Raw genomic sequence first — 25,698 nt, 5'->3', positions numbered from 1 at the left:
CACGGAACGAAAAAATCACGAGCGGGTGCAGATCGCTGGAGGATTCTTGGTGATCATGCCGTCTCGTAGGAGCGGCCGGACGGGCTTATAATCGACGCTAATGATAGGTCTATCAAGCATTTGAGGTCTTTGGTCGGAGGACCTGTATGGAATCTCAAGGCGAGGGTTCGGTCACACGCTGGATCGGCGACCTGAAGTCCGGCGGGGATTCCGCGGCGTTGCGTCTCTGGGAGCGCTACTTCGAGCGGCTCGTACACCTGGCGAGGAAAAAGCTTCAGAAGAACCGCCGTGCCCGGACGGTCGAAGACGAGGAAGATGCGGCCCTCAGTGCCTTCGACAGCCTCTGCCGGGGCGTCGAGCGCGGTCGATTTCCTCGGCTGACCGACCGCGAAGACCTCTGGCGTCTGCTGGTCGTGCTCACCGTACGCAAGGCCCTCGATCAGATCGAACGCCGGGGCGCGGCCCGGCGCGGCGGTGGTCATCGGGTCGGCGAATTCACCCCGCCTGACGACAGCGACAATCCGGGCGGTGACCCCCTGGACCGACTCCTGAGCAGCGAGCCGACCCCCGAGCTCGCCGCCATGGTCATCGAGCAGCATCGGCGGTTGCGTGACGCCCTGGGGGATGCCACGCTCTGCCAGATCCTCGACCTGCGGCTGGAGGGCTACACGCGAGAGGAGATCGCCGAGAGGATGGGCTGCGCCGTGGCTTCAGTGAAACGCAAGCTGGACATGATTCGCCAGACCTGGCTGGGGATCGAAGCATGATGAAGGACGTCCCTCCGCCCCATAACGACCTCCGGCCCGATTCGCCCGCCCGGCGGATCGATGCCGCGTGCGACCGCTTCGAAGCCGCCTGGCGAGCCGGGCAAGAGGCGCGGATCGAGGACTTCTTGGTTGGGGCCTCGGCAGCGGAGCGGCCGGCACTGCTACGTGAGCTGATCGCGCTGGAGGTCGAGCTGCGACGCGGCCGTGGCGAGGACCCGAAACCGGCCGAGTATGGCGACCGGTTCTCCGGGCAGGCCGCCCTGGTCGACGCCGCCTTCACGGAGAGCGCCTTGAGGCGGGAGATTCACCGGCCGCGGCCGAGTCCGACCCGGGATGACACCAGTCGTAGCCTCCTGCTTGGCCTGCTGGCCCTTCAAAGCAACTTCATCGATCGGGACGCCCTCCTGACCGCCTTCGCCACATGGCTCGCCGATCGGTCGCGCTCGCTGGGGCAGATCCTGCTGGATCGCAGCGCCCTGCCACCGAGCCGCCACATGTTCCTGGAGGTGCTGGTGGCGGAGCACCTCAAGCTCCACGATGACGACCCCGAGAAGAGCCTGGCGGCGCTCAGCTCGATCGGCTCGGTGCGCCGGGACCTGGATCAACTCGGCGACCCGGATCTCCAGGCCAGTCTCGCCTCCTTCAACCCGCGGGCCGCCGCCGAGGGTGGTGATGTCCATGCCACGACGCGGCTGGAGCGGCTGGGCGACTACCGTATCCTCCGCGAGGTGGGCCGTGGCGGGATGGGCGTGGTCTACGAGGCCGAGCAGGAGTCGCTCGGACGCCGCGTCGCCCTGAAGGTCCTGCCCGACGCGGCGCTGTCGGATGCAAGGCAGGTGCTGCGGTTCCAGCGGGAGGCGCGGGCCGCGGCGCGGCTGCACCACACCAACATCGTCCCCGTCTTCGGCGTGGGCCGCGACGACGGCCATCATTATTACGTCATGCAGTTCATCCCCGGCATGGGCCTCGACGCCGTCCTGGAGGAGCTGCGCCGGCTGCGGCGTGGCGGCGGGACATCCGGTCCGCCGGCGTGGCGGGCCTTTTCGAATGGCTCGGTCAGCGCGGCGGCGGTGGCCGAGGCGATCCTCACCGGGCGGTTCGCGCTCCCCGAAGCGATCGACGGGCCGCCCCGACCCGGGGCCACGCTGACGATCACCGCGTCGGCCTCGCTCGTCCCGCCCGCCTCCCCGGCGCCCAGGCCGGCGGAGTCCTCAGTGGTCAGCCTGCCCGGGGCATCGGCCGACTCGCTGGCTCGATCCGACCCCGACCGCACCTTCTTCCGCAGCGTGGCGCGGATCGGGTTGCAGGTGGCCGAGGCGCTGGAGTACGCCAACCGCCAGGGCGTCCTCCACCGCGACGTCAAGCCGTCCAACCTACTGCTCGACCCCCAGGGCAACGTCTGGGTGGCCGACTTCGGCCTGGCCAAGGCGGCCGACGCCGAAGATCTCACCCACTCCGGAGACATCGTCGGCACCGTCCGCTATATGGCCCCGGAGCGGTTCCGAGGCAAGTGCGATGCGCGGAGCGACGTCTACGCGCTGGGCCTGACCCTCTACGAGCTCCTGACCCTTCAGCCCGCGTTCGCCGCAGCCGACCGCCACGAGCTGATGCGCCGGGTGATGAGCGAGGAGCCCGAGCGGCTGCGCGGGCTCGTGCCCCACCTGCCGCGCGACCTGGAGACGATCGTCACCAGGGCCATCGCCCGTGAGCCGGCCGAGCGATACGCCAGCGCCGCGGCCCTGGCCGAGGACCTGCAGCGGTTCCTCGAGGACCGACCGACCCGGGCGCGGCGGGTCGGTCGCGTCGAACAGGCGTGGCGTCTGGCCCGGAGGAACAAGGTGGTGTCCTCGCTGGCGGTCTCGCTGCTGCTGGCGCTCGCGGGCGGGCTGGCCGGGGTGATGTGGCAGTGGCGGCAGGCGGTGGCCAACCTCGCCATCGCCAAGCAACGATCTCGCGAGGCGACCGAGACGGCCAGTACGCTGGAGCAGGAACTCTACTACAACCGCGTCAACCTCGCCCACCGGGAATGGTCGCTCGACAACGTCGCCCTGGCCGATCGACTCCTTGATCAGTGCCCACTCCACCTTCGCGGCTGCGAGTGGTCATATTGCAAGCGGCTCTGTCACATGGATCGCTTGACCCTGCTCGCCCCGCCCGATGATCCCGCCTCGGCCGCTTCGTCGCTCAAGGGAATCTATGGTCTCGCCTTCAGCCCCGATGGCCGTCGGCTCTCTTCGGCCGGAGCGGACTTCTCGCTCACAATCTGGGACGCGTCTACCGGTAATCAATTGCAAATGCTTAGAGGTCACCACGACGTCGTCCTGGCTTTAGCCTACAGCCCGGATGGTCGGGTGATAGCCTCGGGCTCCAATGACCAGACGATCAGGCTCTGGGACTCCGCAACCGGCCGAGGATTACGCACGCTCTCCCAGGCCGGCCGCTCGGTCTTCTCGCTCGCCTTCAGCCCGGACGGCACCCGGATCGTTACCGGTTCGGGGTCGGAGTCTGAACGCTGGAGATCGGAGATCCGGATCTGGGATGTCGCAAGTGGGCAACCCATCCGGACCTGGCGTGCCCACGAGTTCCAAGTCCGGTGCGTCGCCTGGAGCCCCGACGGCCGGCGGATCGCGTCGGCCGGTTTCGGCGGCGAGATCAAGGTCTGGGACCCGATCTCGGGGGCCAGTGTGACGACAATGGTGGGACATACGCACGCCGTCCTCGGAGTCGCCTTCAGTCCCGACGGACGACGACTCGCTTCCGCGAGTCCCGATCGGCGGCTTATCCTCTGGGATGCCGAGACCGGCCAACTCCTCCAAAGGGTCCCGGGCCACGTCGGCTGGACCCAGGCGGTGACCTTCCACCCCGACGGGCGGACGCTCGCCTCGACAGGCGGTGATAATTTCATCAGGCTCTGGGACATCGCCGAGGGCCGAGAACGAGCCGTGATCCGCGGGCATACTGGCCCGATCAACGTGATCCGATTCAGTCCCGATGGTTCGGAGCTCGCCTCGGCCGGCGAAGACGGGATGATCAAAGTCTGGGATGTCGCCGCGGTGGAGGAGAGCGAATCCCGCTCACTGACTACATATCACGGGTGGGCGCACGCTGCGTCCTACAGCGGGGATGGCCGGACGCTCGCCACCGCCGGCTTTAGTGGCGTCTCCTTATGGGATTCCGCCAGTGGCCGGAGAATTCGAGATCTGGATGCACCGATGTGCCGTGCCGTCGCGTTGAGCCCCGACGGACGCGCGCTCGCCGCCGATGGCGGGTGGGGCATCGGGGTATGGGAGGTGGCCACGGGTCGCTGGCTGAGATCTTTACTCGCCGATCCGTATACGTCCCGGCCGCAGTCCGGCTTCGGGGCGGCCCTGGCGTTCCGCCCCGATGGACGAGAACTCATTTCTGGGCGCCATGACGGGATCCTCCGGGTCTGGGACGTCACCGAAGGTCGGGAGCTGCATTCGCTCCGCGGCCACACCGCCGGGATTAACTCGATCGCCTACAGCCCCGATGGCAGGACGTTTGCCTCCCTCGGTTGGGACGGCAAGGCCCGGATCTGGGACGCAACCAGTCTGCGGGAATTGGCCGTCCTGGACGTCCCGCAGCACTACTCCGACCGCTTCGGCAACGCCCTGGCCTTCAGCCCCGACGGCCGGCACCTGGGGGCGGGCGGCGACGACGCGACGGTCACCATCTGGGATGTCGCCAGCGGGCGCCACCTCTTGACGCTGAGGGGCCACACTCAGCAAGTCAACGCCGTTGCCTACCTCGATGCCAGCAGGATCGTATCCTCATCCGAGGACGCCACCATCCGGCTCTGGAACACGGTAACCGGAGAGAACATCTTCACCCTGAGGGGCCACGGCCGCGGTGTCATCGGGCTGGCTTGCCGCCCCGACGGCCAGCAGATCGCCTCGGCCAGCGTCGACCGTACGATTAGGCTCTGGGACATGTTACCCCCGACGCCCGAGGCAATCCGCCAGCGTCATCTCGACGCGCTGAGGCGGGAGGCCGAGGAGGCCTTGCTGAAGCGGCGGTGGTCCGAGGCCATTCGAGTCCTCGATTCAGTTGTTAAGTCCGAACTCCCGTCCGCGCCGGACTTGGACTCTCGCGCCCGAGCCCTCGCCGAGGCGGGCCGTGCTGAGGAGGCCTTGGCCGACCTGAACCGCGCCGCCGAATTGAGTACACCAAGGCCGGAGTCCTGGCTCGCGGTCGGCCGCATCCTGACACCCCAAGGCCGGCTGCAACGGGCCGAAGAGGCGCTCCGGCGGGCGGCGTCCCAAGAACTCCGGCGACCCGCCCTGGTCCCGACCGACCTGGCGCTCGCCCTGGACGACCTGAGCGCCGCCCGAGAGGCGCGCGGCGACAACGAGGGTGCCCTACGATCATGTGGCCTCGCCGTCGATGTCCTACGGCGGAAGGGCCGGATGGCGTCTCATGACCAGAACATCCAGCACCAACTGGCCGCTGCCCTGGTCAGGCTTGGTCACCTGCGGCTCCACTCCTCGCCGCACGAAGCGCGGGTCGAGCTCGGAGAGGCCATAGTGATCCTGGAGAAACTCGCCGACCCATCGCCCGCCGACCTGCATAATCTAGCCGTCGGCTACGCCGTGAACAGCTTACTGGCTGGACAGGGCGCCGAATCGATTCCCCCAGCCCACCCGGCCCAGCGGTCAAACCTCGCCGATCGGGCGATGATAACCTTGCGGCGGTCGATCGACGCCGGGTTCAGGGACTTGAGCCATCTCCGCCAGTGCAGCCTCCTTGAGCCGATTCGATCTCGGGCCGACGTTCGGGACTTGCTCTTGGACCTATCCTTCCCATCGCAGCCCTTTGCCGAGGAGCCGCCTATTTCCTATGTCCCGTGAGAGTGGACTGCCACCCTGCCAGGTACGGCGGCTTATTGTCAGCGCCAGGGGCCAGCTCGCTGAGCGCGAGTGGCCTCAGCGAGTTGGGGAAACGGGACGAGGCGGCGGCTGCCTTCCCGAGCGCACGGCGGCCCTGCTGGAGCCGCTGACCGAGCCCACCGCCTTTGAGACATGGGACCTGGAGGCCCTGGAAGATCGACGCGGGCCCGGAATCGTCGGGTTTCGAGGGGGGCTCTACGACGGGGTTTATCGCCACCCCCCTCGGAGCCCCTTAGCGTACAATTTTGTCCGTTCCGAGGCGTGACCCCTGTCCCAGGCTATCTCGGCGGTGGGGGGCGAGAAAGGGGCGATTCCCCGAGGAATTGTGGGATTTGGGCGTGTCGGGGTCCGTGGAGCAAACGAGGACCTGTTGCGCCTTTGCGGGCGGAAGGCGCAACCACGGCGCGGACTTGAAATCGGATCGTTGCTCGCCTCCGTGCCGTCCTTACGACCCACGATACTCGGCTCGGTCCCGGGCGTCGGCGTTACCGCCCGGCGTCCCAGACCCGGACGGTCCCGTCGGCCCCCGCCGAGGCGAGGCGGCGGCCGTCAGGGCTGAACGCCAGGCCGAGTACGCCCGCGGTGTGCCCCCTCAGGTTGAGAACCTCCTCGCCCGTGGTCGCGTCCCAGAGCTTCACCGTACGGTCCATGCCGCCGGTGGCGATCCGCGACCCGTCCGGGAGGAAGGCCACCCCGCGCACGAAGTTGCCGTGGCCCAGGATCGCCAGGATCGCCCGCCCGGTCGCGACGTCCCAGACCCGGACCTCGCCGTCGCCGCTGACCGAGGCCAAGCGGCCGGTCGCGGAGGCGCCCGGATCCGGGCCGCCGACCGAGGACAGGGTCCGGCCGTCGGGGGCGAACGCCACGCCATAGACCCAGCAGGAGTGGCCCTGGAGCGGTGGGTACAATTCCTTGCCCGTCGCGGCGTCCCTGAGGATGACCGTCCGGTCCTCGCCCCCCGTGGCGAGGACCCGGCCGCCCACGCCGATCGCCAGACCCCGTGCGGCTCCCAGGTGACCCGGATGGTGGTCCTTCGGAACCCCGGTCCGGACATCCCAGGTCCTCACCCAGCCGTCGGCGCCGGCGGTGACGAGAAGCTGCCCGTCGGGGTGGAACGCCAGGCTCGAGACCTCGCCGTCGAGCTGGACCAGCATCCGACCTGTGGGCGGGGAGGCCGAGAGGTCCCAGACCCACACGGCTCCCCGCTTGTCCCCCGTGGCGAGGAGACCGCCGTCGGGTCGGAACGCCAGGCCGATGACCGGATCGTTGGGCCCGGGGCCTGAGAGGACGTGCAGTGGGCGGCCCGCCTCGTCCCAGAGCCGGACGGTCCCGTCGTCGCCGGCCGAGGCGAGCTGGCCGCTGCCCGGTCGGAATGCCACGGCGTTGACCGGACCGATGTGGCCCCGAAGGACAGTGGCGGTGGGGTCGACCGTCGGATCCCAGATCCGGACCGTCCGGTCCTGGCTGGCGGTAGCAAGCCGGGCGCCGTCGGGTCGGAACGCCACGTCGAATACCGTGGCCGCGTGGCCCGTCAGGCCAAGCAACTCCCGGCCGTCGGCCGCGTCCCAGACCTTCACCCCGGGGTCGCCGCTGGCGGTGGCGATCCGCCCGCCATCGGGGCTGTAGGCGGCCCCGTAGACGTCGCCCGTGTGGCCGGTGAGGTCGCGGATCAGCCGACGTTCGGCGACGTCCCAGATCCGGGCCAGGCCGTTCGTGCCGGTCTCGACCAGGAGACGGCCGTCCACAGGGCTGAAGGCGAGCCCGAGGGTACCTTCTGTGTGCGTACCCGGCTCTCCCAGGGTCCCCAGCTTCTGCTCGGCCTCGAGGTCCCAGAGCGTGACAGGCTGGTCGGTGCCGCCGAACGCAAGGATCCGGCGGTCCGGGCTGAACGCGACCTGGAAGACATCACCGCATCCGGGCGGTGTGGGGAGGGTTATGCCCAGACCCGTGTTCGCGTCCAAGACCCTGACGACACCGCCCGACTCGGCGGTCGCGAAGCGGTCGCCGTCGAGGCTGAATTCTACATCCCAGATCAGGCGAGAACCGAGACCGGCGAGCCGAGTTGCTCGGCCGGTCGCCACGTCCCAGAGGAGGATGGACCCGTCCGCGCCCGTGGTGATGAAGCGGTCGCCGTCGGGGCTGAAGGCCACGCCGAGCGCATCGCCGGCGTGAGCCCGTCGCGAGAAGATCCGGCGGCCGGAATTCGCGTCCCAGAGCTCGACCGTGCCGCCGAAGCAAACCGCGGCGATCCGCCCGCCGTCCGGGCTGTAGGCGAGGTGGTAGACCCCCCCGCCGTGCCCGGGGAGGAGGAGCCGTTCGGGGTGGCACTGGCGCTTTAGATACCGCCACTCCCAGAGGCCCCGGTAGCCCTCCGGGCAGGTGTCGAGCAGCTGCTCCAGCCGGCCGAAGTTACCGTCGCGCCAGGCGAGCCCAGCCGTCGCGATCTTCTGAAGGTAGAGCGACGCCTGGAGCTGATCGCCATACCAGAGACTCACGGCCATCCCGACCATCACCAACGCCGCCAGCAGGGTGACCACGCCGAGCGATGCCTCGGCGGGCCGGCGCCTCGCCCAGAGGGCGGCCCGCACCCAGGGGCGGACCTGTCGCGCCCGGATCGGTTCGCTATTGAGGGACCGATACAGGTCCTCGGCCAGCTCGTCGGCGGTTTGGAAGCGTTGCCTCGGATCTTTGTCGATCGCCTTCAGGGCGATCGTCTCGAGTTCGCGAGGAACCCGAGGGTCGATCGCGCGAGGCCGGAGCGGCTCCCGGTCCCGGATCGCCTCGATCAGCTCCATCCGGTCGGATGAGTCGAAGGCCGGTCGGAGGGTGAGCAACTCGTAGAGGGTCAGGCCCAGGGCGTAGACGTCAGCCCGCCCGTCCCCCTCACCGCGAAACCGCTCGGGGGCCATGTAGCGGAGCGTGCCGACGAGGTCGCCGGTCCCGGTCAGCCCATCCTCCTCGGCCTTGGCCAGGCCGAAGTCGGCGAGCCAGGCGACCCCGGCGGTGTCAAGAAGGATGTTGGAAGGCTTGATGTCGCGGTGGACCACCCCTCGGGCGTGGGCGTGGGCCAGCGCACCGGCCGCCTGGCCTACGATCCGGGCGACGCATCGGAAGTAGGCCTGACGCCGGCCCTTCTCGAAGCCGGAGAGCGGCTCGCCGCCCGGCAGGACGGCCGACCCGGCGATCATCTCGGGGTCCGGCGAGGAGCCCGTCTGCGTGGTCGGGCCGTCGTCGCGACTCGGCTGGAACGAATCGGTCGCGAGCAACCGGGCCACCCGGCTGAGGGTCCCTGCCTCCTCACCTTGCCGACCTGGCGACGTCGCGCCCGCCTGCGGCCCCGCCCCGGCCCCGGCGGGCCGGCTCGCCAGCCGACGCAGCTCAGCGATCACCTGGTCGAGCCCCTGGCCGTGGATGCACTGCATCGCATAGTAGCAGTCCTCGCCCTGCCGGCCCACCTCGAAGATCGGGACGATATTGGTGTGGTGCAGCCGGGCCGCCGCCCGCGCCTCGCGGAAGAACCGCGACATCGCCTTGGCGTCGCCGAAGGCGTGCCGCGGCAAAACCTTCAGCGCGACCCGTCGGCCCAGCGAGACCTGCTCGGCCTCGTAGACGATCCCCATCCCGCCCCGCCCCAGTTGTCGAAGGATGCGGAAGTCGCCCAGCTGCGTGCACGGGGCGCCTGCGTTGAGTGAGACCCCTGCCTCGGCCGCCTCGGCGGGGTCGAGCCGCTCCATCGCTACGAGCGCCGGGAAGAGACGGCGAATCCGCTCGGCGTGTTCGGGGTAGCGGTCGGCGTATTCGTTCAAGCTGGGCCGCTCGCCGCGGCGGTAGCGTCCGACGAACTCGTCGGCCAGCTCGATCAGGGGATCGGTCTCCGCATCCGGATGATTCATCGACGAGTCCTCGCCCTCGGTGACGTTGTTCCCGCTCACGGCTCAAGGCCTCCGGGGAGGCTCGCGAGGATCTCGCGGAGTCGGCCCAGTGCGCGGAGGTATCGCTTGCCGGCCGCGGCCGTCGTGACACCTAGAACCCGGGCCGCCTCGGCGTTGGTCAGGTGCTCGAAGTGGCGGATCGCCAGCACCTCTCGGTCGATTGGGTCCATCCCGTTGAGCGCCTCCTGGAGCCGCTGATTCGCCTCGGCCCGGACGGCCGCCTCGCTCGGCCGGGTCAGCCAGCCCAGAAGTTGGGCGGCCAGGGCCTCCGAGGTGGCCTTGGGCAGCGGAGCCAGTTGCAGGCGGACTTCCCGCCGCGCGTCGCGCATCGGGGTACCGAGGTGATGGCGGTGCAGCTCCAGCAGCTTGTTCCCCGCGATCCCCCGGAGCCAGAGGAAGAACGGCGCCACCGGCCCAGACAGGTAGCCGTCGAGCCCGCGCGACGCGGCCAAGAAGACCTCCTGCATCACGTCGTCGTCGTCGATCCGCCCCCGCAGTCTCGAGTCGAGCCGGAGGGCGACCATCCGCCGGAGGCGGGCCGCGTGGCGGACGAGCAACGTCCCCCGGCTCTCCTGGTCCCCCTCGGCCACTCGACCGAGGAGGCGATGCGTCGTGCTTGAATCCTGGCCCATGATCGCCCCCCTGGAAGGATAATTGCGCGTTCGATACCGCCCGAGACAGGGGGCGGGCGGCGACCGTCCCTCCTCGGTGTATCAGATCCATCCCCCTGCCTGCGTCGAAAAATGAGGATTTCGCGTCTCGCGTCGCGTCGAGGCCGCAATTAAGGGCGGGAGCGACCGCGAGAGTCGCGGCCCGTGCCATCGCGATACCCGGATCGGCGGCTCGACGCGCCGGCCGGTTCGGGTGTCGCATCCGTCCCGGCGATTCGACTGCCCGCCGGGACCGATCCCTTCATTGCCCAAGGCGGTCCGGGAGAATTCATAATGAGTCGAGCGTGCCCCCTCTGTACGACGGCCCTGATCTCCGCCGTCTTACTGGCCGGCCAGTCGTTCGCCAAGGCCGACCGGCCCGAGGTCGTGATCAACGGCGTCGGCGCTGCTGATTTCCTTGACCCGAACCCGTGCGACCAGTTCAAGACCGTCGCGCCCTTCGGGGCGTCGACTTTCACCATCCACGCGCGGATCGACCGACGCGGGCGGGTAAACGGCATCTTCACCTGCGCCATCCGCAATTGCTTCGTGGGACCGGGCCCCGACGACTATGGAGACATCCTCCTCGTCGGCTTGTTAACAGACGTGATCCACGTCTCTCGCGAGTGCCAAGACCGTGTGACACTGGAGGGGGACGGCTACTTCTTCATCGACGGCGTTGACGGGGTCGTGGACCAGTTCCGGTTCCAGGTCGAGTTGCGAGAGGGCGGCCGGGGCGTCGGCGGGTTCGCCTACACAGACTACGTGACCGCGCTGGGTGAGGGACTCGAATATGGTGACGGCCAGGTCGATGACGGGTTCGACCATGAGCGGATTACCCGTGGTCATATTCAGATCCATACCAAAAAATGATACTTTCAGGCGGTTCGCAACGATCGCCTCCCCCGCCGGGCGGACTTGAAAAATCGCATCGTCCACATCATGAAGAACGCGCACGGCCCGGCATGCAGCCGGTCGGACGAGCCCTCGTCCCACGAGGAGATTCTACGATGAAAGGTATACGGCCTGATTTCGTCGCACCCCTCCTGACGCTCGCGGTCTTTATCAACGCTCCGGGCGTTGGTCGGGCCGACACCGTCGTGGTCCGCTGGAGCGATACCACGCTGGAGTGCGTCCGCCAGTCAAAGATCGGGCCACCAATGGTCGCCCGGGTCCTGGGCATTGTTCACACTTGCATGTACGATGCCTGGGCCGCGTATGATCCGGTCGCAGTTGGTACGCGGTTCGGCGGCGACCTCCGCCGCCCTCGGTTCGAGCGGACCAGGGCGAATAAGGCGAAGGCGATTAGCTTCGCCGCCTATTATGCCCTGGTGGATCTTTTCCCCAACCTGCGGGGAATCGCCGAGGCCCAGTTCGCCAAACTTGGCTACGACCCGACCGACGACAGCATCCCGGCCCAGATCGGGACGGCCTGTGCGCTGGCCGTGACCGAGTTTCGCCACGGCGACGGCTCGAACCAGCTCGGCGACCTTCACCCCGGGCCCTATTCCGATTACACCGGCTATCAGCCCGTCAACATGCCCGAACGGATCAATGACCCGAACCACTGGCAGCCCATCGGCTTCGCCGATGGCCAAGGTGGCACGGTGGTCCCCGCTTACATCGGCCCCCACTGGGGTCTCGTCACCCCGTTCGCGCTCGAGTCGGGCGACCAGTTCCGGCCGCCCCCGCCGGCCCTATTCGGTTCACGCGAGTATGCCCATCAAGCACGACAGGTTTTGCGGTATAGCGCCGCGTTGACCGACACCCAGAAGGTCATTGCTGAGTACTGGGCCGACGGGCCGAACTCGGAACTGCCCCCCGGCCACTGGCTCCTCTTCGCCCAGTTCGTCTCGCGGCGTGACGAGCACGACCTGGACCGGGACGCCCGGATGTTCTTCCTAGTGGCCAACGCGGTGATGGACGCGGGAATCGCCGCTTGGGATACCAAGCGAGCGTACGATTATGTGCGCCCGGTCACCGCCGTCCATTTCCTCTTCGCAGGCGGTCCGGTCCGGGCCTGGGCCGGGCCCTATCTGGGCACGCGGTGGATCGACGGGGGGGACTGGTTGCCGTATCAGCCGCTCACGTTCATCACGCCCCCGTTCCCCGAATACGTCTCGGGCCACAGCGCCTTCAGCGCCGCCTCCGCCGAGGTCCTGAGACGGTTCACGGGCAGCGATCATTTCCAAGGGAAGGTCGTCATCCCGCGTGGCTCGTCGCGCGTCGAGCCCGGCCTGACACCGGCGCGGGACACCATCCTCCGCTGGCCGACCTTCAGCGCCGCGGCGGACGAGGCAGGGCGCTCCCGCCGTTACGGCGGGATCCACTTCGAGCCGGGCGACCTGGAAGGCCGGACCCTCGGCCGTCGGGTGGGCGCCGCGGTCTGGGAGAAGGCCCTCACCTACTTCGACGGCACGGCCGCCGACTGACGAAAAGGAGCCGGTGACGCCGATAGCCTCGATCGATCCCGGGCCGGATCGCATGCAACCCTTTCGATTGTTGCGCGATTCGGGGCAGAACGCGCACGCGCGAGGGGACGGGCTCCGAAGCCCGTTGGTCTTTGGCCGTCTGACACCGGAACGCCGGGTCCTCGGGGCTTAACTCGACTTTCTGTTCCAATGATTGTCGGACCCCCATTTCAGGTGGACCAACTTTCGGGGGGCAGCCCAGTTGCACGAGGCGAGAGATGGATCGACCCGGCAGAACATACCCCTGCTTTGAGGACCCTCACACCATACCCCGCTCGCTCACCGGCATCCCCTGGTGCGTCATGAGGTTCAATGCACGGCACCGGATCCCCACCTCCTTGGCCTGCTGACCCGCCTTCCGACTGGCTATCCCGCCCCCGAAGATCGTCTTCATCCGGAACATCGCCGTCTCTCCCAGCGACCTCCGGTGATACCCCGATTCCTCCTTCCACGCCGCCCGACCGATCGCCCGGATCCGGCGCAGCTTCTCGTCCCGGGCCAGTCGGGGTCCCCCTCGATTGCCATGTCGGATGATCTTCGCATCGCGCCGGGGCGGGATGATCGCCTTGGCCCCTCGACGCTCCAATTCCTCGTACACACTCCGCCGGTCGTTCGCCCGTCGGCCTCGACCCCCTCCACCGGGCTATCCTCCCGGCCCAGCAGATCGGGCACCGCCCCGGCGTCGGCGACCCCCGGATCGCTCACCATCGCCGCACGGATCTCGTGCGTCTCCGGGTCGATCGCCAGGTGGAGCTCGATCCAGGTCCGCCGCTTCGAGTCGCCGTGCTGGCGGACCTCCCACTCCCCCTCTCCATAGACCTTCAGGCCGGTGCTGTCGATGACCAGGTGGAGCGGACCGACGGCCTTCTTCGGCAGCGTGATCTGGAGCGACTTCGCCCGGCGGCAGGGGGTCGAATAGTCGGGCACGTCGAGGCCCAGGCCCATCAACCCGAAGATCGACCTGGCGAAGCCCTCGGTCGCCCGGAGGGGGAGGTGGCAGGCCGACCGGAGCGTCAGGACGCACTCGATGGCCGTGTCGCCGTAGCGGAACTGGGCACCCCGCTGTGGCGGCCCTTGATATCGCCATGCTTCCAGGGTCGCCCGATCGACCCAGAGAGTGAGCGATCCTCGTCGGACCAGGGCCTCGTTGTACTGCTTCCAGTTACGGATGCGGTAGATCGGCTTGGGGTCGGCTTTACGGGACAGGCCAACCCCTTTGTGCAACAACGCCGAACCGTATCACACGACGGCGAGTGCGACAGGACGTGTTTGCATGCTCCCGTCCGGGCGACCGAGGAATTCCATCGCGGCCCGCGAAGAGCGGGCTCGCCGCGCTTGCCGGATCGTCCGGCCGGTGAGGGGCCGCCGATCACACGTGCCGGGAGACGCACCGAAGGGAGATGGCGGAGGTCGTTGGCAGGGAGTCAAACCAGGCCGGCCAGCCGATAAAGCGCGATGACGACGAACACCGCCAGCGTCTTGATCAGCGTCATCGCGAAGATATCGCCGTAGGCCTGCCGATGGGTCAGGCCCGTGACCGCCAGCAAGGTGATGACCGCGCCGTTGTGAGGCAGGGTGTCCATGCCGCCGCTCGCCATCGAGGCCACCCGGTGCATCACCTCCATCGGCACGCCAGCAGCCTCGGCATTCCGGACGAACGTGTCGGACATGGCCGCCAGCGCGATGCTCAGGCCGCCGGAGGCCGAACCCGTGATTCCGGCCAGCGTGGTCACCGTCACTGCCTCGTTCACCAACGGATCGGGGATGGCCTTCAGCGCGTTCGAAACCACGAGAAAGCCGGGCAGTGCCGCGATGATCGCACCGAACCCGTATTCCGAAGCCGTGTTCGTGGACGCCAGCAGGGCACCCGAGATGGCGTGTTTGGTCCCTTCGGACAATCTGCCTCGCAGTCGACACCACGCCAGGACGAGGACAGACAGGATTCCGATCAGCAGCGCCCCCTCGATGGACCAGATCGCGGCGACCTTCGAGACTTCCTGCTTGATCGGCTGGGACGGTCCCACGACCGCGGGGATGAACGAGTGGAAATCGTCGTACAACTGGGGCAAGAGGCTGGTCAGCGCCTTGTTTGCAATACCGACGAGGATCAAGGGCGTCATCGCCACAAGGGGAGCGGGAAGCTGATCGTGGTCGAACGGTTCGGGTTCATTGAGCAGGCTGTCACCGTAGCCTTCGCCGTTCGCCACGGCCCGGCGTCGGCGGTAATCCAGATAGACCAGCCCCGTCAGCAGGATGAACAGGCCGCCGAAGGCACCGAGCCATGGCGCGGCGTAGATGTTGGTGCGGAAAAACGGGACGGGAATGACGTTCTGGATCTGTGGAGTCCCCGGCAGGGAATCCATCGTGAAGGTGAACGCGCCCAGCGCAATGGTGGCGGGGATCAATCGCTTGGGGATATCGCTCTGACGGAACAGCTCTGCGGCAAAGGGATAGACCGCGAAGACCGCCACGAACAACGACACGCCGCCATAGGTCAGAAGCGCCCCCACCACGACGACGGAAAGCACGGAGCGATCGCGACCGAGCAGAGAGATGACCGAGGAAGCGATGGACCTGGCGAACCCGGAGAGTTCCATCGCCTTGCCGAAGACGGCCCCGAGGAGGAAGACCGGAAGATAGAGCTTGAGAAAGCCGGCCATCTTTTCCATGAACAGGCCGGTGAACATGGGAGCCACCATCGACGGATCGGTCAGCACTACCGCGCCCAGGGCGGCGACCGGCGCGAAGAGGATGACGCTCGCCCCCCTGTAGGCCGCGAACATGAGGAAACCCAGCGCCCCCAGGATGATCACCAGGCTCATTGTGCCGTCCATCCCCCGTCGATCGTGATGGCCTGTCCGGTGACATTCCTCGCCAGCGGGCCGATCAGATAGCCAACGGCCCCGGCGACTTCTTCGCAGGTAATGAACGCCTTTTTCGGCATCGGTGCGAGCATCACGCGCTCGATCACCTCCCCTTCCGAGATACCCCGAGCGTGGGCCTGATCGTCGATCTGGGCGTCCACCAAGGGCGTGCGGATGTAGGCGGGACAGATGACGTTGCTGGTGATGTCGGCACTCGCCGTCTCCAGGGCCAGGACCTTGGAGAATCCGAGCAGAGCGTGCTTGGCGGCGGTGTAGGCGGACTTGTAAGGCGAGGCGACGAGGGAATGAATCGAGCCGATGTGGATGATGCGGCCAAACCCTCGTGCGCGCATCTCGGGCAGGATGGCGCGAGTCAGGAGGAACGTCCCCTTCAGCATGACGTCGGTCAGACGGTCCCATTGTGCCACGGGAAATTCCTCGATCGGCGCGACGTGCTGTAAGCCCGCGTTGTTGATCAGGACATCGACTGGCCATCGCCCATCGAGCAGTCGCTGGATCTCTTCCTCGGAGGTCACATCCAGGCCAAGAGGCTCGGCCGATCCGCCCGCCGCGTCGATTTCCGCGGCCGTTTCCCTGGCTCGGGCGAGATCGAGGTCGGTTGCCAGGATCGTGTGCCCTTCGCTCGCCAGGCAAAGAGCCAGGCCTCGACCCAGGCCACTGCCCGCGCCGGTGATGAGGATGGTGTGTTTCATGGGAGGACGGGCGATGGAGGGAGATACTGATCGCGGAGGATACGTCGCATCACCTTGTTTGACGCCGTGCGAGGCAGAGACTCGACGAGAACCACATCGTGGATTCTGAACAACGGATTCAACTCTCGACGGATCGCCGACTGCATGGCGGCCATCAGGGAGTTTTTGTTCGTCGGAGATCCGTTGGCGCAGACGGCGTAGATTACCAGGAGACTCGGCCCGCCGCCGGGTGAGACGGCGACAGCGGCGGTCTCGGTCACGCCTTCGACCGATTGGAGGGCTCGTTCGATCTCGGCGGAGCTGACCTTGATCCCGCCGAGATTCATCGTGTCATCGGACCGTCCCAATGCATGCCAGCCGCCGCCGGGGAGTGCCTCCATCTGGTCACCGTGGCGGCGCAGGACTTCGCCGCGCGGGCCTCTGGGCACTCCAGCGAAATAGGCCTCGTGATGGTCCTTGTTGAGCAGCCTCGTGGACATTCCGATCGACGGCGGCACGAGGAACAGCTCGCCAGTCTCCGCCGGATCGCCCGCCTCGTCGAGGATCACGAAGTCCAGCCCCAGCGCGGGCGTGTTGAACGCACCGGCCACGCATGGCATCGCGAGCGTCCCGGCGATGTAACCGCCGCCGATCTCGGTGCCGCCGCAGTATTCGATGACGGGCTTGCCTCCTCCCTGTTCCATCAGCCAACGCATGTCCCGGGCGTCGGAACACTCCCCCGTCGAGCTGAACGCCCGGATCTCGCTCCAATCCAGCCCCTCCGTCGCCCTCTCGGCGCGCCAGGCTTTCACGAGGCTCGGGACGACGCCCAGCATGGTCGCCCGACTATCCTGCACGAATCGGCAGAACTCGCGACCGGTCGGCGCGCCGTCATACAACCCCATCGTGGCCCGGTTGATGAGGCTGGCGAAGATGAGCCACGGCCCCATCATCCAGCCGATGTTCGTCGGCCAGACCACGACGTCGCCGGGCCGCACGTCCTGGTGAAAATGCGCGTCGGCGGCGCACTTGATCGGCGTGGTCTGCGTCCAGGGGATCACCTTCGGCTCCCCGGTGGTCCCGGACGAAAACAGGATGTTCAGCGGATCGGAGGGGTCTCGCAAGACCACGGGCGACGATCCTTCTTCCGCCAGGAAATCACCCCATTCGCAGTCGCGATCGCGTAAAGCCGGGGTGGTCTCCTGCGGGATCACGATCGCCGGAGGTGCCTCGGCCTCCTTCACACCGGCGTAGAGAGGATGAGTCTTGCCGCCGCGCCGGAGGACGTCCTGGGTGAAGACCCCCACCGCGTCCGCCAGCCGCAGGCGAGTGGCGATTTCTCTCGGTCGAAAGCTGTCCGCGATGCTGACGGCCACACAGCCGGCCTGGAGGATGCCCAGATAGATGGCCACGCATTCCACGGTCATGGGCATGACGACTGCCAGTGCATCTCCCGGTCGGAATCCATGTCGTGTCAGTCCCAACACCACCCGATCCGACAGGGATTTCAGCTCGCCCACGGTAACCACCGCCAGTTCGCCGCCCGCGGCCTGGGCGATGATCGCGGGGGAATCGACCGGTGCGGTGAAGCAGCTCTCGACGATGTTCAGGCTCGCGCCAGGAAGCCAGCGGGGTGATTCCATCCCCCCGGAAAGATCCACGACCCTGTCATACGGGACGCGACAACGAATGCCAAGTCGTTCGATGACCGCCGCCCAGTAACTCTCCCGATGTTGAACCGACCACGCATGCAAGGCCTCGTAGGAACTCACCCCGGCATGGCGCATCAGCCAGCCAATATTCGTGCCGGCGATGGATTCCGGGGCCGGCGTCCAGACGGCTCCGGTTGTTGGGGTGAGCGACTTCATCGCGTTTGCTCCAGGACGACCTCGCAGCCCGCCACCAACTATTTTGCGGTCGACTCTCGGGAACTTCGAGCGGCGAACTCGAGGAAGGCCTTCCAGTCGGCCGGGACCGCCATGTGGCCGCCGCTGTGATAATGGAAGGCCAGATCGCCAGTCATCATCGGCGTATCGAGCGGAGGTAAATCGGTGACTCCCAGGTCTTTTCGCCCGAGCAGGCGGTACACCGGCCCCGCGTCGACCATGGCGAGGAATTCGCCTTTGGGGTCGCTCCACTGGTCGGTCAGGCCACCGTTGACGTAGACGGGTCGTGGTGCACAAAGGGCGATCAGCATGTGCTGGTCGACCGGGAGATCGTTCCATTTGCCGGCCCACCTCGGAAGGTTCCCGGCAAACTGCCAGGGGAAGTTCTGGGCCATGTCGTCGAGGGTCTCGCCCCAGTCGCGACGGATCAGGGCCGCCCCCATCTCGCCGGAGACGACCGAGAACACGGCGGCCACTCGCTCATCCTGAGCGGCGGCCCAGAGGACGGTCTTGCCCAGGCGCGAGGCGCCAGTGATGGCGATCCGCCTGGCGTCGACGGCCGTGTCGGTCTCGAAGTAGTCGATCACCCGACTGATCCCCCAGGCCCACGCACTGATGGTGCCCCACTCGTCGGGTGCGGGTCGCGTCTGGCCTTCCTCGAGCGTGAGGCCGATCACCCCATCGGTCCATCGGTCGGCACGGTCGGGTTGAATCTCGGAGTAGTTCAGCGAAGCGTACCCCCAGCCGTGGGCGAGGCATTCCCCCAGGGCATCGAATCCGCCAGACGGATGGCCTTTCGGTACAGCCATCTCCGTCGCTTGCGCGCCCTTGGCGGGGACCTGGCCGCGAGGCCCCATGCCGAAGGTGATTCTCAGGACGAGCGGGACCGGACCGCTCGCCCTGGCCGGCAGGTGGATTGTCAGGTTCCTTTTCGGGCCGTCGGGCTTGTCGCCCATCTTACCGATCGCTCGCATGGCAATCGCCGCGCCTTCGCGGTCGCCCGGATCGGCCTGGCTCACCTCCCAGGAGACTTTGGGAGCGTTCGGTGGAACGTGGCCGTAGATCTGGTCCCGGTCGAACTTGAGGATCGCCGGGCGGCGTTCCTTGAACCACTTCGCAGGGCTGGTGACGCGCTGGCCATTGGCCATCACCAGAGGGTCGGGCAACGTGTAGGGCGGGATCTTCTCCTCGGTGTAATTCGAGACATGCCCGGTCGCTCTCGCGAGCCGGACGGGGTTTCCTTTCGGGTCGCTGCGCCCGATGAAGGGGATGTTGTCGGCATTCCCACGCGAGCCCGGAGGCGGATTCGATTCGCCGGGTGCTTGAGGTCTGGACAGCAAATTGGTCGAGACGCAGGCCAGCAGGAAGAAAGCGACTGGCATGGACCTTCGCATGGGAGAGTTCCTGCGACCAGGTGCCGTTGATCGGGCGTCTAGTCCCAGACAATATCAGTAAGTTGCCGGATGTGGAACGAATGCTTGCTGCATTCTCTTCGAATCGATTCGCGCTTTCGGGCTTTGGCTCGTGACGGATGGTCGACCAGTCGCCGGGTGCTCGGCGGCGACACGGTGGCTTCGGTGCCACTCGTCATTACACGCCCCGCTCGTATGTTCGCAGAACTCAAGCCGACAGTGATGAAAGCCGGGGTTTTCCGCCAAACGAGAAGCGACAGAGGCCCTGGCTTTCAAGGAATCTGGGCGATACCCTGAAGCCCTTGTTTATCGCTACCCAATAACTCGGGGTCACTCCTCATTAAATAATCACAGTTGTGATTGTTTTTCGATTAGTTAGCGGGTCGTGCGGCCGATACGTCTACCTGCTGATCCGGGTCTGGCAGCTCAACAATTCGGTCGAGCTGCCCTCCCGGTGCATTCCGTGGGGCGAGGTCAGGCGGCGTCCTGGTCGATCTCGAATTCAGCGGCGACCTTGGCCAGTGCCTCCGCCAGCGCGGCTCGGACCTCGGCCGGCTCGACGGCCCGTTTGAACTCCAGGGTGAGCCGGCACGACAACGTCTTGATCGTCCGGACCGTGGGACGCCTCGGCCTCTCCCGGATGGCAGTTCTACCCTTCGAGCCCCCCCCTGCCCTGGGCTTGCTCGCCGCTTGGCGGACCGCCTCGACGGTCTCGGCCCGGGACAGGCCCTCGGCCACGACACGCGCGGCGACCTCGGCCTGTTCGTCGGGGTCATCGAGCGATGCGATTGCCGAGGCCGAGGAGGCGGGTAAGTCGCCGGCTTCAACCGGGTCCTGGACGGGCGTCGGCAAGGCCAGGAGTTTCAGGGCGGCCACGACCGAGGGTTGCGAGACGCCCAGTTCCCTGGCGAGTTGGTTCTCGGACCAGCCGTTGATATTCACGTGCTTTATAGTCCGTTTCGTGAAGTGACCTCAGGTATGCTTGGCCTTGCTGGCGGCTTTCGCCTTGCGGGCGGCACCTGACCCGTCGCCTGCCCGGTCGTCTTGGCCTTGCTGGCGGCTTTCGCCTTGCGGGCGGCACCTGACCCGTCGCCTGCCCGGTCGTGGAATAGCACCACGGCGGCACCGGCAGCGAGGAATTCGGCGCAGGCACGCTCAAATTTCCCGCCCCGCCATCGACCCTATTCGTCGATCCGAACCAGCCAGGTACGGCCGTCGTGGGATTCGTTGCCCAGCCGGGGACTGGATCGGGTGAGACTGGCCCAGAACGGCCTGTATGGCGAGAGAGAGGGCGACAAACTGCCGGCGATCCGGCGTCGCTACCGAACGACAAGAGAGAGAAACCTCTCCCCATGCCGTGAGGGTCGGCCACCGCTCAGACCCCCGATCCCGCTAGTTGGCTATCCCCGGGGTTCACTCGCCGACATGAGCCCCTGCCCCACCGCATCCCGCCCGCGATTAATCCCGCCATCCCCACCATCATCACACTGCTCGGTTCGGGTACCGCAGACGTCGGGGTCGCATACTCTCGAATCAACGTCGTGCCGGCCTCCAACCGCACGTCGAAAGAGAACTGGAACGACTGGCCGTCGTCGATGTAGGGACGATCCACATCGGAATAGACCTCGATCGATTGTCGATCTGATGGAAAGCGAGCAAAGTTGAATCCCTTGCCGGTTCCAGGCCCGGGATCGATCCCGATCATCACACCTTCGAGGGAAGCGCCCCCCGATGGGGCCGAGACGATCTCCAGATTAAATGAGCCCCATGCCGATCCCGTGGCATTGTCCAGCCGACCGGCCCCGTTGACCAGCGGCCAGAAGATATTATCGATGGGTCCGATGGAGGACTCGACAAATCGATCAGTCTTCGATCCGGAGAAGATCCGGTAGACCCCGGCGGTATCGACCGTGATCGACAACGTGAATGCGTCGAGAGTATTGAGCGTCCCGCCCACATAACCACGATGATCATTGGCGGGCGAGTCGGGCGCTCCCGGAATCCAGGGACGAGGGGCGTCGAGCGGCCCGATGAGGGTCGTGAGCGACTGACCGGGGGCATCCACGGACAGGTCGATGATCGCCGCGTCGAGATCGGTCGATGGCAAGACGAACCAAAGGACGGCCAATGACAATGCTGATCTAATCTGGTTCATCGCGATCCCCGACCTCGGCCATGACGCCGGGATGATCCACGGCGGATCGACCAGGCGGCCGGGGGAAATCGTCCCACTGCCGACGGTTATACGCAATCAATCATGTTTGATTGATTAATCATGCAGTCGCGAGACGGCGATCTCGCCAAATATCAATTGCGGGCGGGGAGTTTTCGCATCATCGGCATACCTTACTCGTCCCAGGCTTCCGCCTCCCCGATCGCGAAATTCACCTCGGCCCCCAACGCCCCTGCGTACCGCCAGATGCTTTGCATCGTGGGATTCGTATTCAGGCCGTTCTCCAGCTTGCTCACCGACTGGCGGGTCATCCCCGTCCGCTCGGCCACGTCCGACAGGCTCAACCCCATCGACTCGCGGCGGGCGCGGAGTCCGCCCATGAGGGAGAGTAACGCCAGGTACATCCCCTGAGAGACGGCCTCTCCGACCTTGCCGGCGGCTTGGAGTTCCTCGACCCCCTGCCCCACCTCCCCGAAGGGAGGCTCGAACGTGTGGGCCTGCCCCGCGACCGTTTCCGGCCCCCTCGTCTCTTGCTTGCTCATCGCCTCCCCTTCGGTGGGTTCACCGGATAAGCCGTGATTACGCGGATGACCATCGGATTTGTCCCGACCGCCGACCATACCACCGCGAGATGCTTCCCCGTCTTCGTCCGACCGAATGTGATGGGATAGGTGGACGACTCCGAACGGACCATGTCATTATTGGGGTTTCGGACGACATACTCGGCTTCCGAGGTGGTGACTCCGTGTCGGGTGATGTGGGCGACGTTCCCGGCCTCGTCGTCCGCCGCGTCCCACTCGAAAGTCAGCCGGGCCATCTCGTCACCTCGCGTCATCGTCGTTGGCCGCTTGGTGCATTATAATGCACCCAGAGAATATGTAAACTATTTGTGTGAAAATAAGGAACCCGCCTCCTGGATGGGGCGGGTCAATTCCGGATTCATCCCGGATTAGAATTCAAAGGTGATTGAGGATCGCCTTTAGGATCACTTGGTTGACGCTAACGAGGTGATCCCTACCATGTTGTTGAGGTCAACAAATTGGTTCGGGTCAGTCTACTGACCTCGGTAAAGTGATCCGGACCAATTTCGGGCACATCCGAAGAAGGTAGCCTCAGGTCCCACTCGGCTCGATTCGAAAAGGGGGATTATCCCCCGAAGGAATTCAATCCCCCCCTGCCATACCCCCACCGGTGAGATGTTTCGTTCCGGAATTTCGGACGCTTCGGGATCGCTTCGTGGACTATGGTGAATAAAGAGGGCTCGATGCTGAGCCATCCTGGGAGGTGCGACGCTCGCACCACGGAGGGATTCGATGACGACCCGACTATCGGTGGCGCATCCTCACGTCTCGACCATGATGCCCGAGGGCACCAAGTGGCTCCGGCCCGATCCGGCCGAGTCGCCGGAGAGATCGAGGCGGGAGAGAGAGTTGGCCCGCCTGCTTTTGGCCAAGGCCCGATGGAAGCGGGGCCTGGCCCGCCTGGAGGGGCGAAGCCCGATAGCCTCGCGATAACCCGGTGCATGCCAAGGATGCATGGGCGGTCGAAGGAGTTATTCGCCGCCCAACTCGGGTTGATTTTATTTGTGGGATAATCGCACGAAATCACCCCTCTGCCCCTCGATCCACAACCTCACTCCGTCCGCTCCAGGTTCCATTTCGCCATGGATTATCCTCCTCCGGTCTTGAAATATTTCGCGATATCGGACCGGCGGAACCACCGCTTGCTCCCGAGGACCTGGACGGGCCTCGGGAAGCTTGAAGGCACGCGAATCCACTGGAGTATGTCGCGGGTCGGGATGTTGTACTCGATCGAGATATGCTTCTGATTCATGAGGAGAGGTTTCTTTCCTTCAACGTCGCCTATCATGGGTCGGCCCTCCTTTCGGCTATGACGCATCAAGAATGAATTACACCTCCATGTTTGAGTTTATCCGCTCAGGTCGCCGCTGAATCTCCTCCGGTCTGTTACCCCTCGACCAGTACCGCCGCGAACCGGATAGCCGCAAGCAGAGCGGCCGGCTCAATCCCCTTCTTTCGCTCGATAGTGATCCGGTATCCATCACTGGCCTTCAGAGTCCTAGACGTGACAACTTTGGCTTTACTTTTCGACCTGGCCACCCTCCTGCCCTTGCCCGTGGCCCTACGGTTCGCTACGGTCGCCTTGGTGGTCGAGATCCTCGCTGGGGTCACGCCTCGGAACGGAAAAACTGTCACGCCGCGTCAACCTCCCCATGCCCTTGTCGTTCCCGTTCCTGGGCTTCCTTCAATGCCCGACGAAGCACCTGGACCGCCGAGTTGCCGGCTTTCTTCCAGGAGATTCGGACCGAGGCATCCCCAAGGTTGAAAGCGACCGGGCTTGGCCGGGCCATAGGAGCGGGCCTGCGGGCCTTGACGGCCTGGACCAGCTCGGCGACTTCATCTCGCTTGAGGCCCTCGGAGACGGCGGCTTGGGCGAGCTTCCGTTGTGTCTCGGGGTCATCGATTCGGGCGATCTCGGCGGCCGACCGTACCGCCAGCGTCCCAGCGTCCACCTGGGCCTGGACGGCCTCGGGCAACTCCAAAAGCGAGAGGGCCCGCGAGACGACCGACTGATCGACCGACAGTTCCCGCGCCACCTGGCTTCCGCTCCACCCGTGGGCATCCATGAGCCGGCGGTAGGCCTTGGCTTGCTCGATCGGCTTCAGATCCTCGCGGAGGGCGTTCTCAACGAGCTGGAGGGCCAAAAGTTCTTCGGGAGTTTCCGGGATCTCCTGGACCACGCAACGCAGGGTCGCCAGGCCGGCCATGCTCGCGGCTCGCCACCGCCTCTCGCCCATGATCACGACGTAGGCCCCTCTGCCCTCGTCCCAGCGGACCCGGATCGGCTGGAGCTGGCCCCGAGTCCGGAGCGATTCGGCCAGCCGACCCAGCGCATCCTCGTCGAATTCCTCACGGGGCTGGGCCTCATCGCGGACGATCCGATCGACTGGGATCAGCGCGGCGTCCTTGTCCTTTGCGATGCCCTGGAGCCGGGCGGGGACGCCCATGGCCCGGCCAAGATCCATCCCGGCGGGCGTCGATCCGGGAGCCACACCGGCCCCGAAGCTGGCCCCGATCTGGCCGGATTTCTTGAGGTCGTCGAGCTTGCCCATCTCAGGCGGCCTCCCCGATCGAGTCGGCCGACGCGAGCCGGCCCAGCAATTCCTCGGCCACGGCCCGTACGGCCTTCGCGGAGGCCCCCTTCGGCTTGTGATAGCAGAGCGGCTTGAGGGCCACGACTGCCTCGACGAAGTCGACCGCCTCGGGGATCGCCGACCGGAACACCGCGTTCCCGTGGCCGGCCCGGAGCCCCTCGACGAACGCCTGGTGTATGGCCCGCCGGGCCGCCAGCATCGAGACCACGAACCAGGCCGGGCCGAGGTCCGGGTTGATCGTGGCCCGGACCGCAGCCGCCGATTCCAGGACATCAACGGTCCCCTGGCTCCCGAAGTTCTCGGGCTGGACCGGGACTAGCAAGGCGTCGGCGGCGGCCATGGCGGCCCAGCTACAGGCGTGCAAGTTCGGGGGGCAGTCGATGATCACGACGTCAAAATTGGCCCGGACATAGCCCAGGAATTCGCGGAGCCGGACCTGGTCCTCGTAGGGCGCCAGGTGGGGGTTCGGGACGTTGAACCCGACGGCATGCCTGGAGCCAGCCAGGAGCGAGATCCCGTCGAATTGGGTCGGCCGGATCACGGCCTCGGGGTAGGGGTCATCGCCAGCCAGGACGGCGGCGATCGTCGCGGCCGGGTCAAGTGCCCGCGCCTCGTCAATCCCGAGGAAGCCGGCGGTCAGGCTCGATTGGGGATCAGCATCGACCGTCAGGACCCGCCGGCCCATCTGTGCCAACGCCCCCGAAAGGTGCAGGACGGTCGAGGTCTTCCCGACCCCTCCCTTGAGGTTTACGGCGGCAATCACGGACAT

At 66.4% G+C, this 25,698-nt stretch carries 18 protein-coding genes and 1 pseudogene; 5 read left to right on the top strand and 14 right to left on the bottom strand.

Going from position 1 to position 25,698, the window contains the following annotated elements:
• The first annotated feature begins 146 nt into the window (after positions 1-146).
• Both P12x_RS30440 and P12x_RS30435 read left to right on the top strand, forming a co-directional pair.
• Positions 147-767 carry an ECF-type sigma factor gene (locus P12x_RS30440; protein WP_435011980.1) on the top strand — a complete coding sequence of 207 codons (621 nt, stop codon included), beginning with the start codon at positions 147-149 and terminating at the stop codon, positions 765-767.
• Positions 764-5,635, top strand: coding sequence for a protein kinase domain-containing protein (locus P12x_RS30435; protein ID WP_435011979.1), 4,872 nt, complete (start codon positions 764-766; stop codon positions 5,633-5,635). The genes P12x_RS30440 and P12x_RS30435 overlap by 4 nt, the downstream gene beginning before the upstream one ends.
• A 524-nt stretch (positions 5,636-6,159) precedes the next feature.
• Here the strand turns inward: P12x_RS30435 and P12x_RS30430 are convergent.
• Positions 6,160-9,606 carry a WD40 repeat domain-containing serine/threonine protein kinase gene (locus P12x_RS30430; protein WP_435011978.1) on the bottom strand — a complete coding sequence of 1,149 codons (3,447 nt, stop codon included), beginning with the start codon at positions 9,604-9,606 and terminating at the stop codon, positions 6,160-6,162.
• Positions 9,603-10,238, bottom strand: coding sequence for a sigma-70 family RNA polymerase sigma factor (locus P12x_RS30425; protein ID WP_435011977.1), 636 nt, complete (start codon positions 10,236-10,238; stop codon positions 9,603-9,605). The genes P12x_RS30430 and P12x_RS30425 overlap by 4 nt, the downstream gene beginning before the upstream one ends.
• A gap of 312 nt (positions 10,239-10,550) precedes the next feature.
• Here P12x_RS30425 and P12x_RS30420 point away from each other — a divergent pair, with 312 nt between their 5' ends.
• Both P12x_RS30420 and P12x_RS30415 read left to right on the top strand, forming a co-directional pair.
• Positions 10,551-11,129: a hypothetical protein gene (locus P12x_RS30420; protein WP_435011976.1), complete on the top strand. Its 579-nt coding sequence runs from the start codon at positions 10,551-10,553 to the stop codon at positions 11,127-11,129.
• A 137-nt stretch (positions 11,130-11,266) separates the two neighbouring features.
• Positions 11,267-12,688, top strand: coding sequence for a DUF6851 domain-containing protein (locus P12x_RS30415; RefSeq protein ID WP_435011975.1), 1,422 nt, complete (start codon positions 11,267-11,269; stop codon positions 12,686-12,688).
• Positions 12,689-12,986: 298 nt separating this feature from the next.
• On the opposite strand, the pseudogene P12x_RS30410 reads toward P12x_RS30415, so the two are convergent.
• From P12x_RS30410 to P12x_RS30370, 9 genes and pseudogenes are all read right to left on the bottom strand, one after another.
• Positions 12,987-13,933, bottom strand: a pseudogene (locus P12x_RS30410) (IS5 family transposase).
• Between the two features lie 218 nt (positions 13,934-14,151).
• The gene (locus tag P12x_RS30405) at positions 14,152-15,549 is read right to left on the bottom strand and encodes a GntP family permease (RefSeq protein ID WP_435011974.1); all 1,398 of its coding nucleotides are present in this window, start codon (positions 15,547-15,549) and stop codon (positions 14,152-14,154) included.
• Positions 15,546-16,304: a 3-hydroxybutyrate dehydrogenase gene (locus P12x_RS30400; RefSeq protein WP_435011973.1), complete on the bottom strand. Its 759-nt coding sequence runs from the start codon at positions 16,302-16,304 to the stop codon at positions 15,546-15,548. Before P12x_RS30400 ends, P12x_RS30405 begins: the two co-directional genes overlap by 4 nt.
• Entirely contained in the window at positions 16,301-18,151 is a 1,851-nt protein-coding gene (locus P12x_RS30395; RefSeq protein ID WP_435011972.1) for an AMP-binding protein, read from the bottom strand. The genes P12x_RS30400 and P12x_RS30395 overlap by 4 nt, the downstream gene beginning before the upstream one ends.
• Positions 18,152-18,189: 38 nt before the next feature.
• Positions 18,190-19,551, bottom strand: coding sequence for a glucuronyl esterase domain-containing protein (locus P12x_RS30390; protein WP_435011971.1), 1,362 nt, complete (start codon positions 19,549-19,551; stop codon positions 18,190-18,192).
• Positions 19,552-20,055: 504 nt separating this feature from the next.
• Positions 20,056-20,523, bottom strand: coding sequence for a ParB/RepB/Spo0J family partition protein (locus tag P12x_RS30385; RefSeq protein ID WP_435011970.1), 468 nt, complete (start codon positions 20,521-20,523; stop codon positions 20,056-20,058).
• Positions 20,524-20,956: 433 nt separating this feature from the next.
• Positions 20,957-21,736 carry a hypothetical protein gene (locus P12x_RS30380; RefSeq protein ID WP_435011969.1) on the bottom strand — a complete coding sequence of 260 codons (780 nt, stop codon included), beginning with the start codon at positions 21,734-21,736 and terminating at the stop codon, positions 20,957-20,959.
• A gap of 191 nt (positions 21,737-21,927) precedes the next feature.
• Entirely contained in the window at positions 21,928-22,296 is a 369-nt protein-coding gene (locus P12x_RS30375; protein ID WP_435011968.1) for a helix-turn-helix domain-containing protein, read from the bottom strand.
• Positions 22,293-22,571: a hypothetical protein gene (locus tag P12x_RS30370; protein ID WP_435011967.1), complete on the bottom strand. Its 279-nt coding sequence runs from the start codon at positions 22,569-22,571 to the stop codon at positions 22,293-22,295. Before P12x_RS30370 ends, P12x_RS30375 begins: the two co-directional genes overlap by 4 nt.
• Before the next feature lie 496 nt (positions 22,572-23,067).
• On the opposite strand from P12x_RS30370, the gene P12x_RS30365 reads away from it, so the two are divergent.
• Entirely contained in the window at positions 23,068-23,268 is a 201-nt protein-coding gene (locus tag P12x_RS30365) for a hypothetical protein (protein ID WP_435011966.1), read from the top strand.
• 154 nt (positions 23,269-23,422) lie between these two features.
• Here the strand turns inward: P12x_RS30365 and P12x_RS30360 are convergent, their stop codons facing one another.
• From P12x_RS30360 to P12x_RS30350, 3 genes are all read right to left on the bottom strand, one after another.
• Positions 23,423-23,587, bottom strand: coding sequence for a hypothetical protein (locus P12x_RS30360; RefSeq protein WP_435011965.1), 165 nt, complete (start codon positions 23,585-23,587; stop codon positions 23,423-23,425).
• A 379-nt stretch (positions 23,588-23,966) separates the two neighbouring features.
• Complete coding sequence (locus P12x_RS30355) at positions 23,967-24,887, bottom strand: ParB/RepB/Spo0J family partition protein (RefSeq protein WP_435011964.1); 921 nt, start codon at positions 24,885-24,887, stop codon at positions 23,967-23,969.
• 1 nt (position 24,888) lies between these two features.
• Positions 24,889-25,698: a ParA family protein gene (locus P12x_RS30350; RefSeq protein ID WP_435011963.1), complete on the bottom strand. Its 810-nt coding sequence runs from the start codon at positions 25,696-25,698 to the stop codon at positions 24,889-24,891.

Origin of the sequence: Tundrisphaera lichenicola, assembly GCF_051175385.1 — a bacterium.
Lineage (GTDB): Bacteria > Planctomycetota > Planctomycetia > Isosphaerales > Isosphaeraceae > Tundrisphaera > Tundrisphaera lichenicola.
Note: the sequence above shows the minus strand (reverse complement) of the source record. Positions and strands in the feature narration are given on the sequence as shown.

Coding starts and splice junctions, on each gene's coding strand:
- P12x_RS30440 (WP_435011980.1), top strand. CDS start 147: ATGGAATCTCAAGGCGAGGGTTCGGTCACACGCTGGATCGGCGACCTG.
- P12x_RS30435 (WP_435011979.1), top strand. CDS start 764: ATGATGAAGGACGTCCCTCCGCCCCATAACGACCTCCGGCCCGATTCG.
- P12x_RS30425 (WP_435011977.1), bottom strand. CDS start 10,238: ATGGGCCAGGATTCAAGCACGACGCATCGCCTCCTCGGTCGAGTGGCC.
- P12x_RS30420 (WP_435011976.1), top strand. CDS start 10,551: ATGAGTCGAGCGTGCCCCCTCTGTACGACGGCCCTGATCTCCGCCGTC.
- P12x_RS30415 (WP_435011975.1), top strand. CDS start 11,267: ATGAAAGGTATACGGCCTGATTTCGTCGCACCCCTCCTGACGCTCGCG.
- P12x_RS30405 (WP_435011974.1), bottom strand. CDS start 15,549: ATGAGCCTGGTGATCATCCTGGGGGCGCTGGGTTTCCTCATGTTCGCG.
- P12x_RS30400 (WP_435011973.1), bottom strand. CDS start 16,304: ATGAAACACACCATCCTCATCACCGGCGCGGGCAGTGGCCTGGGTCGA.
- P12x_RS30395 (WP_435011972.1), bottom strand. CDS start 18,151: ATGAAGTCGCTCACCCCAACAACCGGAGCCGTCTGGACGCCGGCCCCG.
- P12x_RS30390 (WP_435011971.1), bottom strand. CDS start 19,551: ATGCCAGTCGCTTTCTTCCTGCTGGCCTGCGTCTCGACCAATTTGCTG.
- P12x_RS30380 (WP_435011969.1), bottom strand. CDS start 21,736: ATGAACCAGATTAGATCAGCATTGTCATTGGCCGTCCTTTGGTTCGTC.
- P12x_RS30375 (WP_435011968.1), bottom strand. CDS start 22,296: ATGAGCAAGCAAGAGACGAGGGGGCCGGAAACGGTCGCGGGGCAGGCC.
- P12x_RS30370 (WP_435011967.1), bottom strand. CDS start 22,571: ATGGCCCGGCTGACTTTCGAGTGGGACGCGGCGGACGACGAGGCCGGG.
- P12x_RS30365 (WP_435011966.1), top strand. CDS start 23,068: ATGACGACCCGACTATCGGTGGCGCATCCTCACGTCTCGACCATGATG.
- P12x_RS30360 (WP_435011965.1), bottom strand. CDS start 23,587: ATGAATCAGAAGCATATCTCGATCGAGTACAACATCCCGACCCGCGAC.
- P12x_RS30355 (WP_435011964.1), bottom strand. CDS start 24,887: ATGGGCAAGCTCGACGACCTCAAGAAATCCGGCCAGATCGGGGCCAGC.
- P12x_RS30350 (WP_435011963.1), bottom strand. CDS start 25,698: ATGTCCGTGATTGCCGCCGTAAACCTCAAGGGAGGGGTCGGGAAGACC.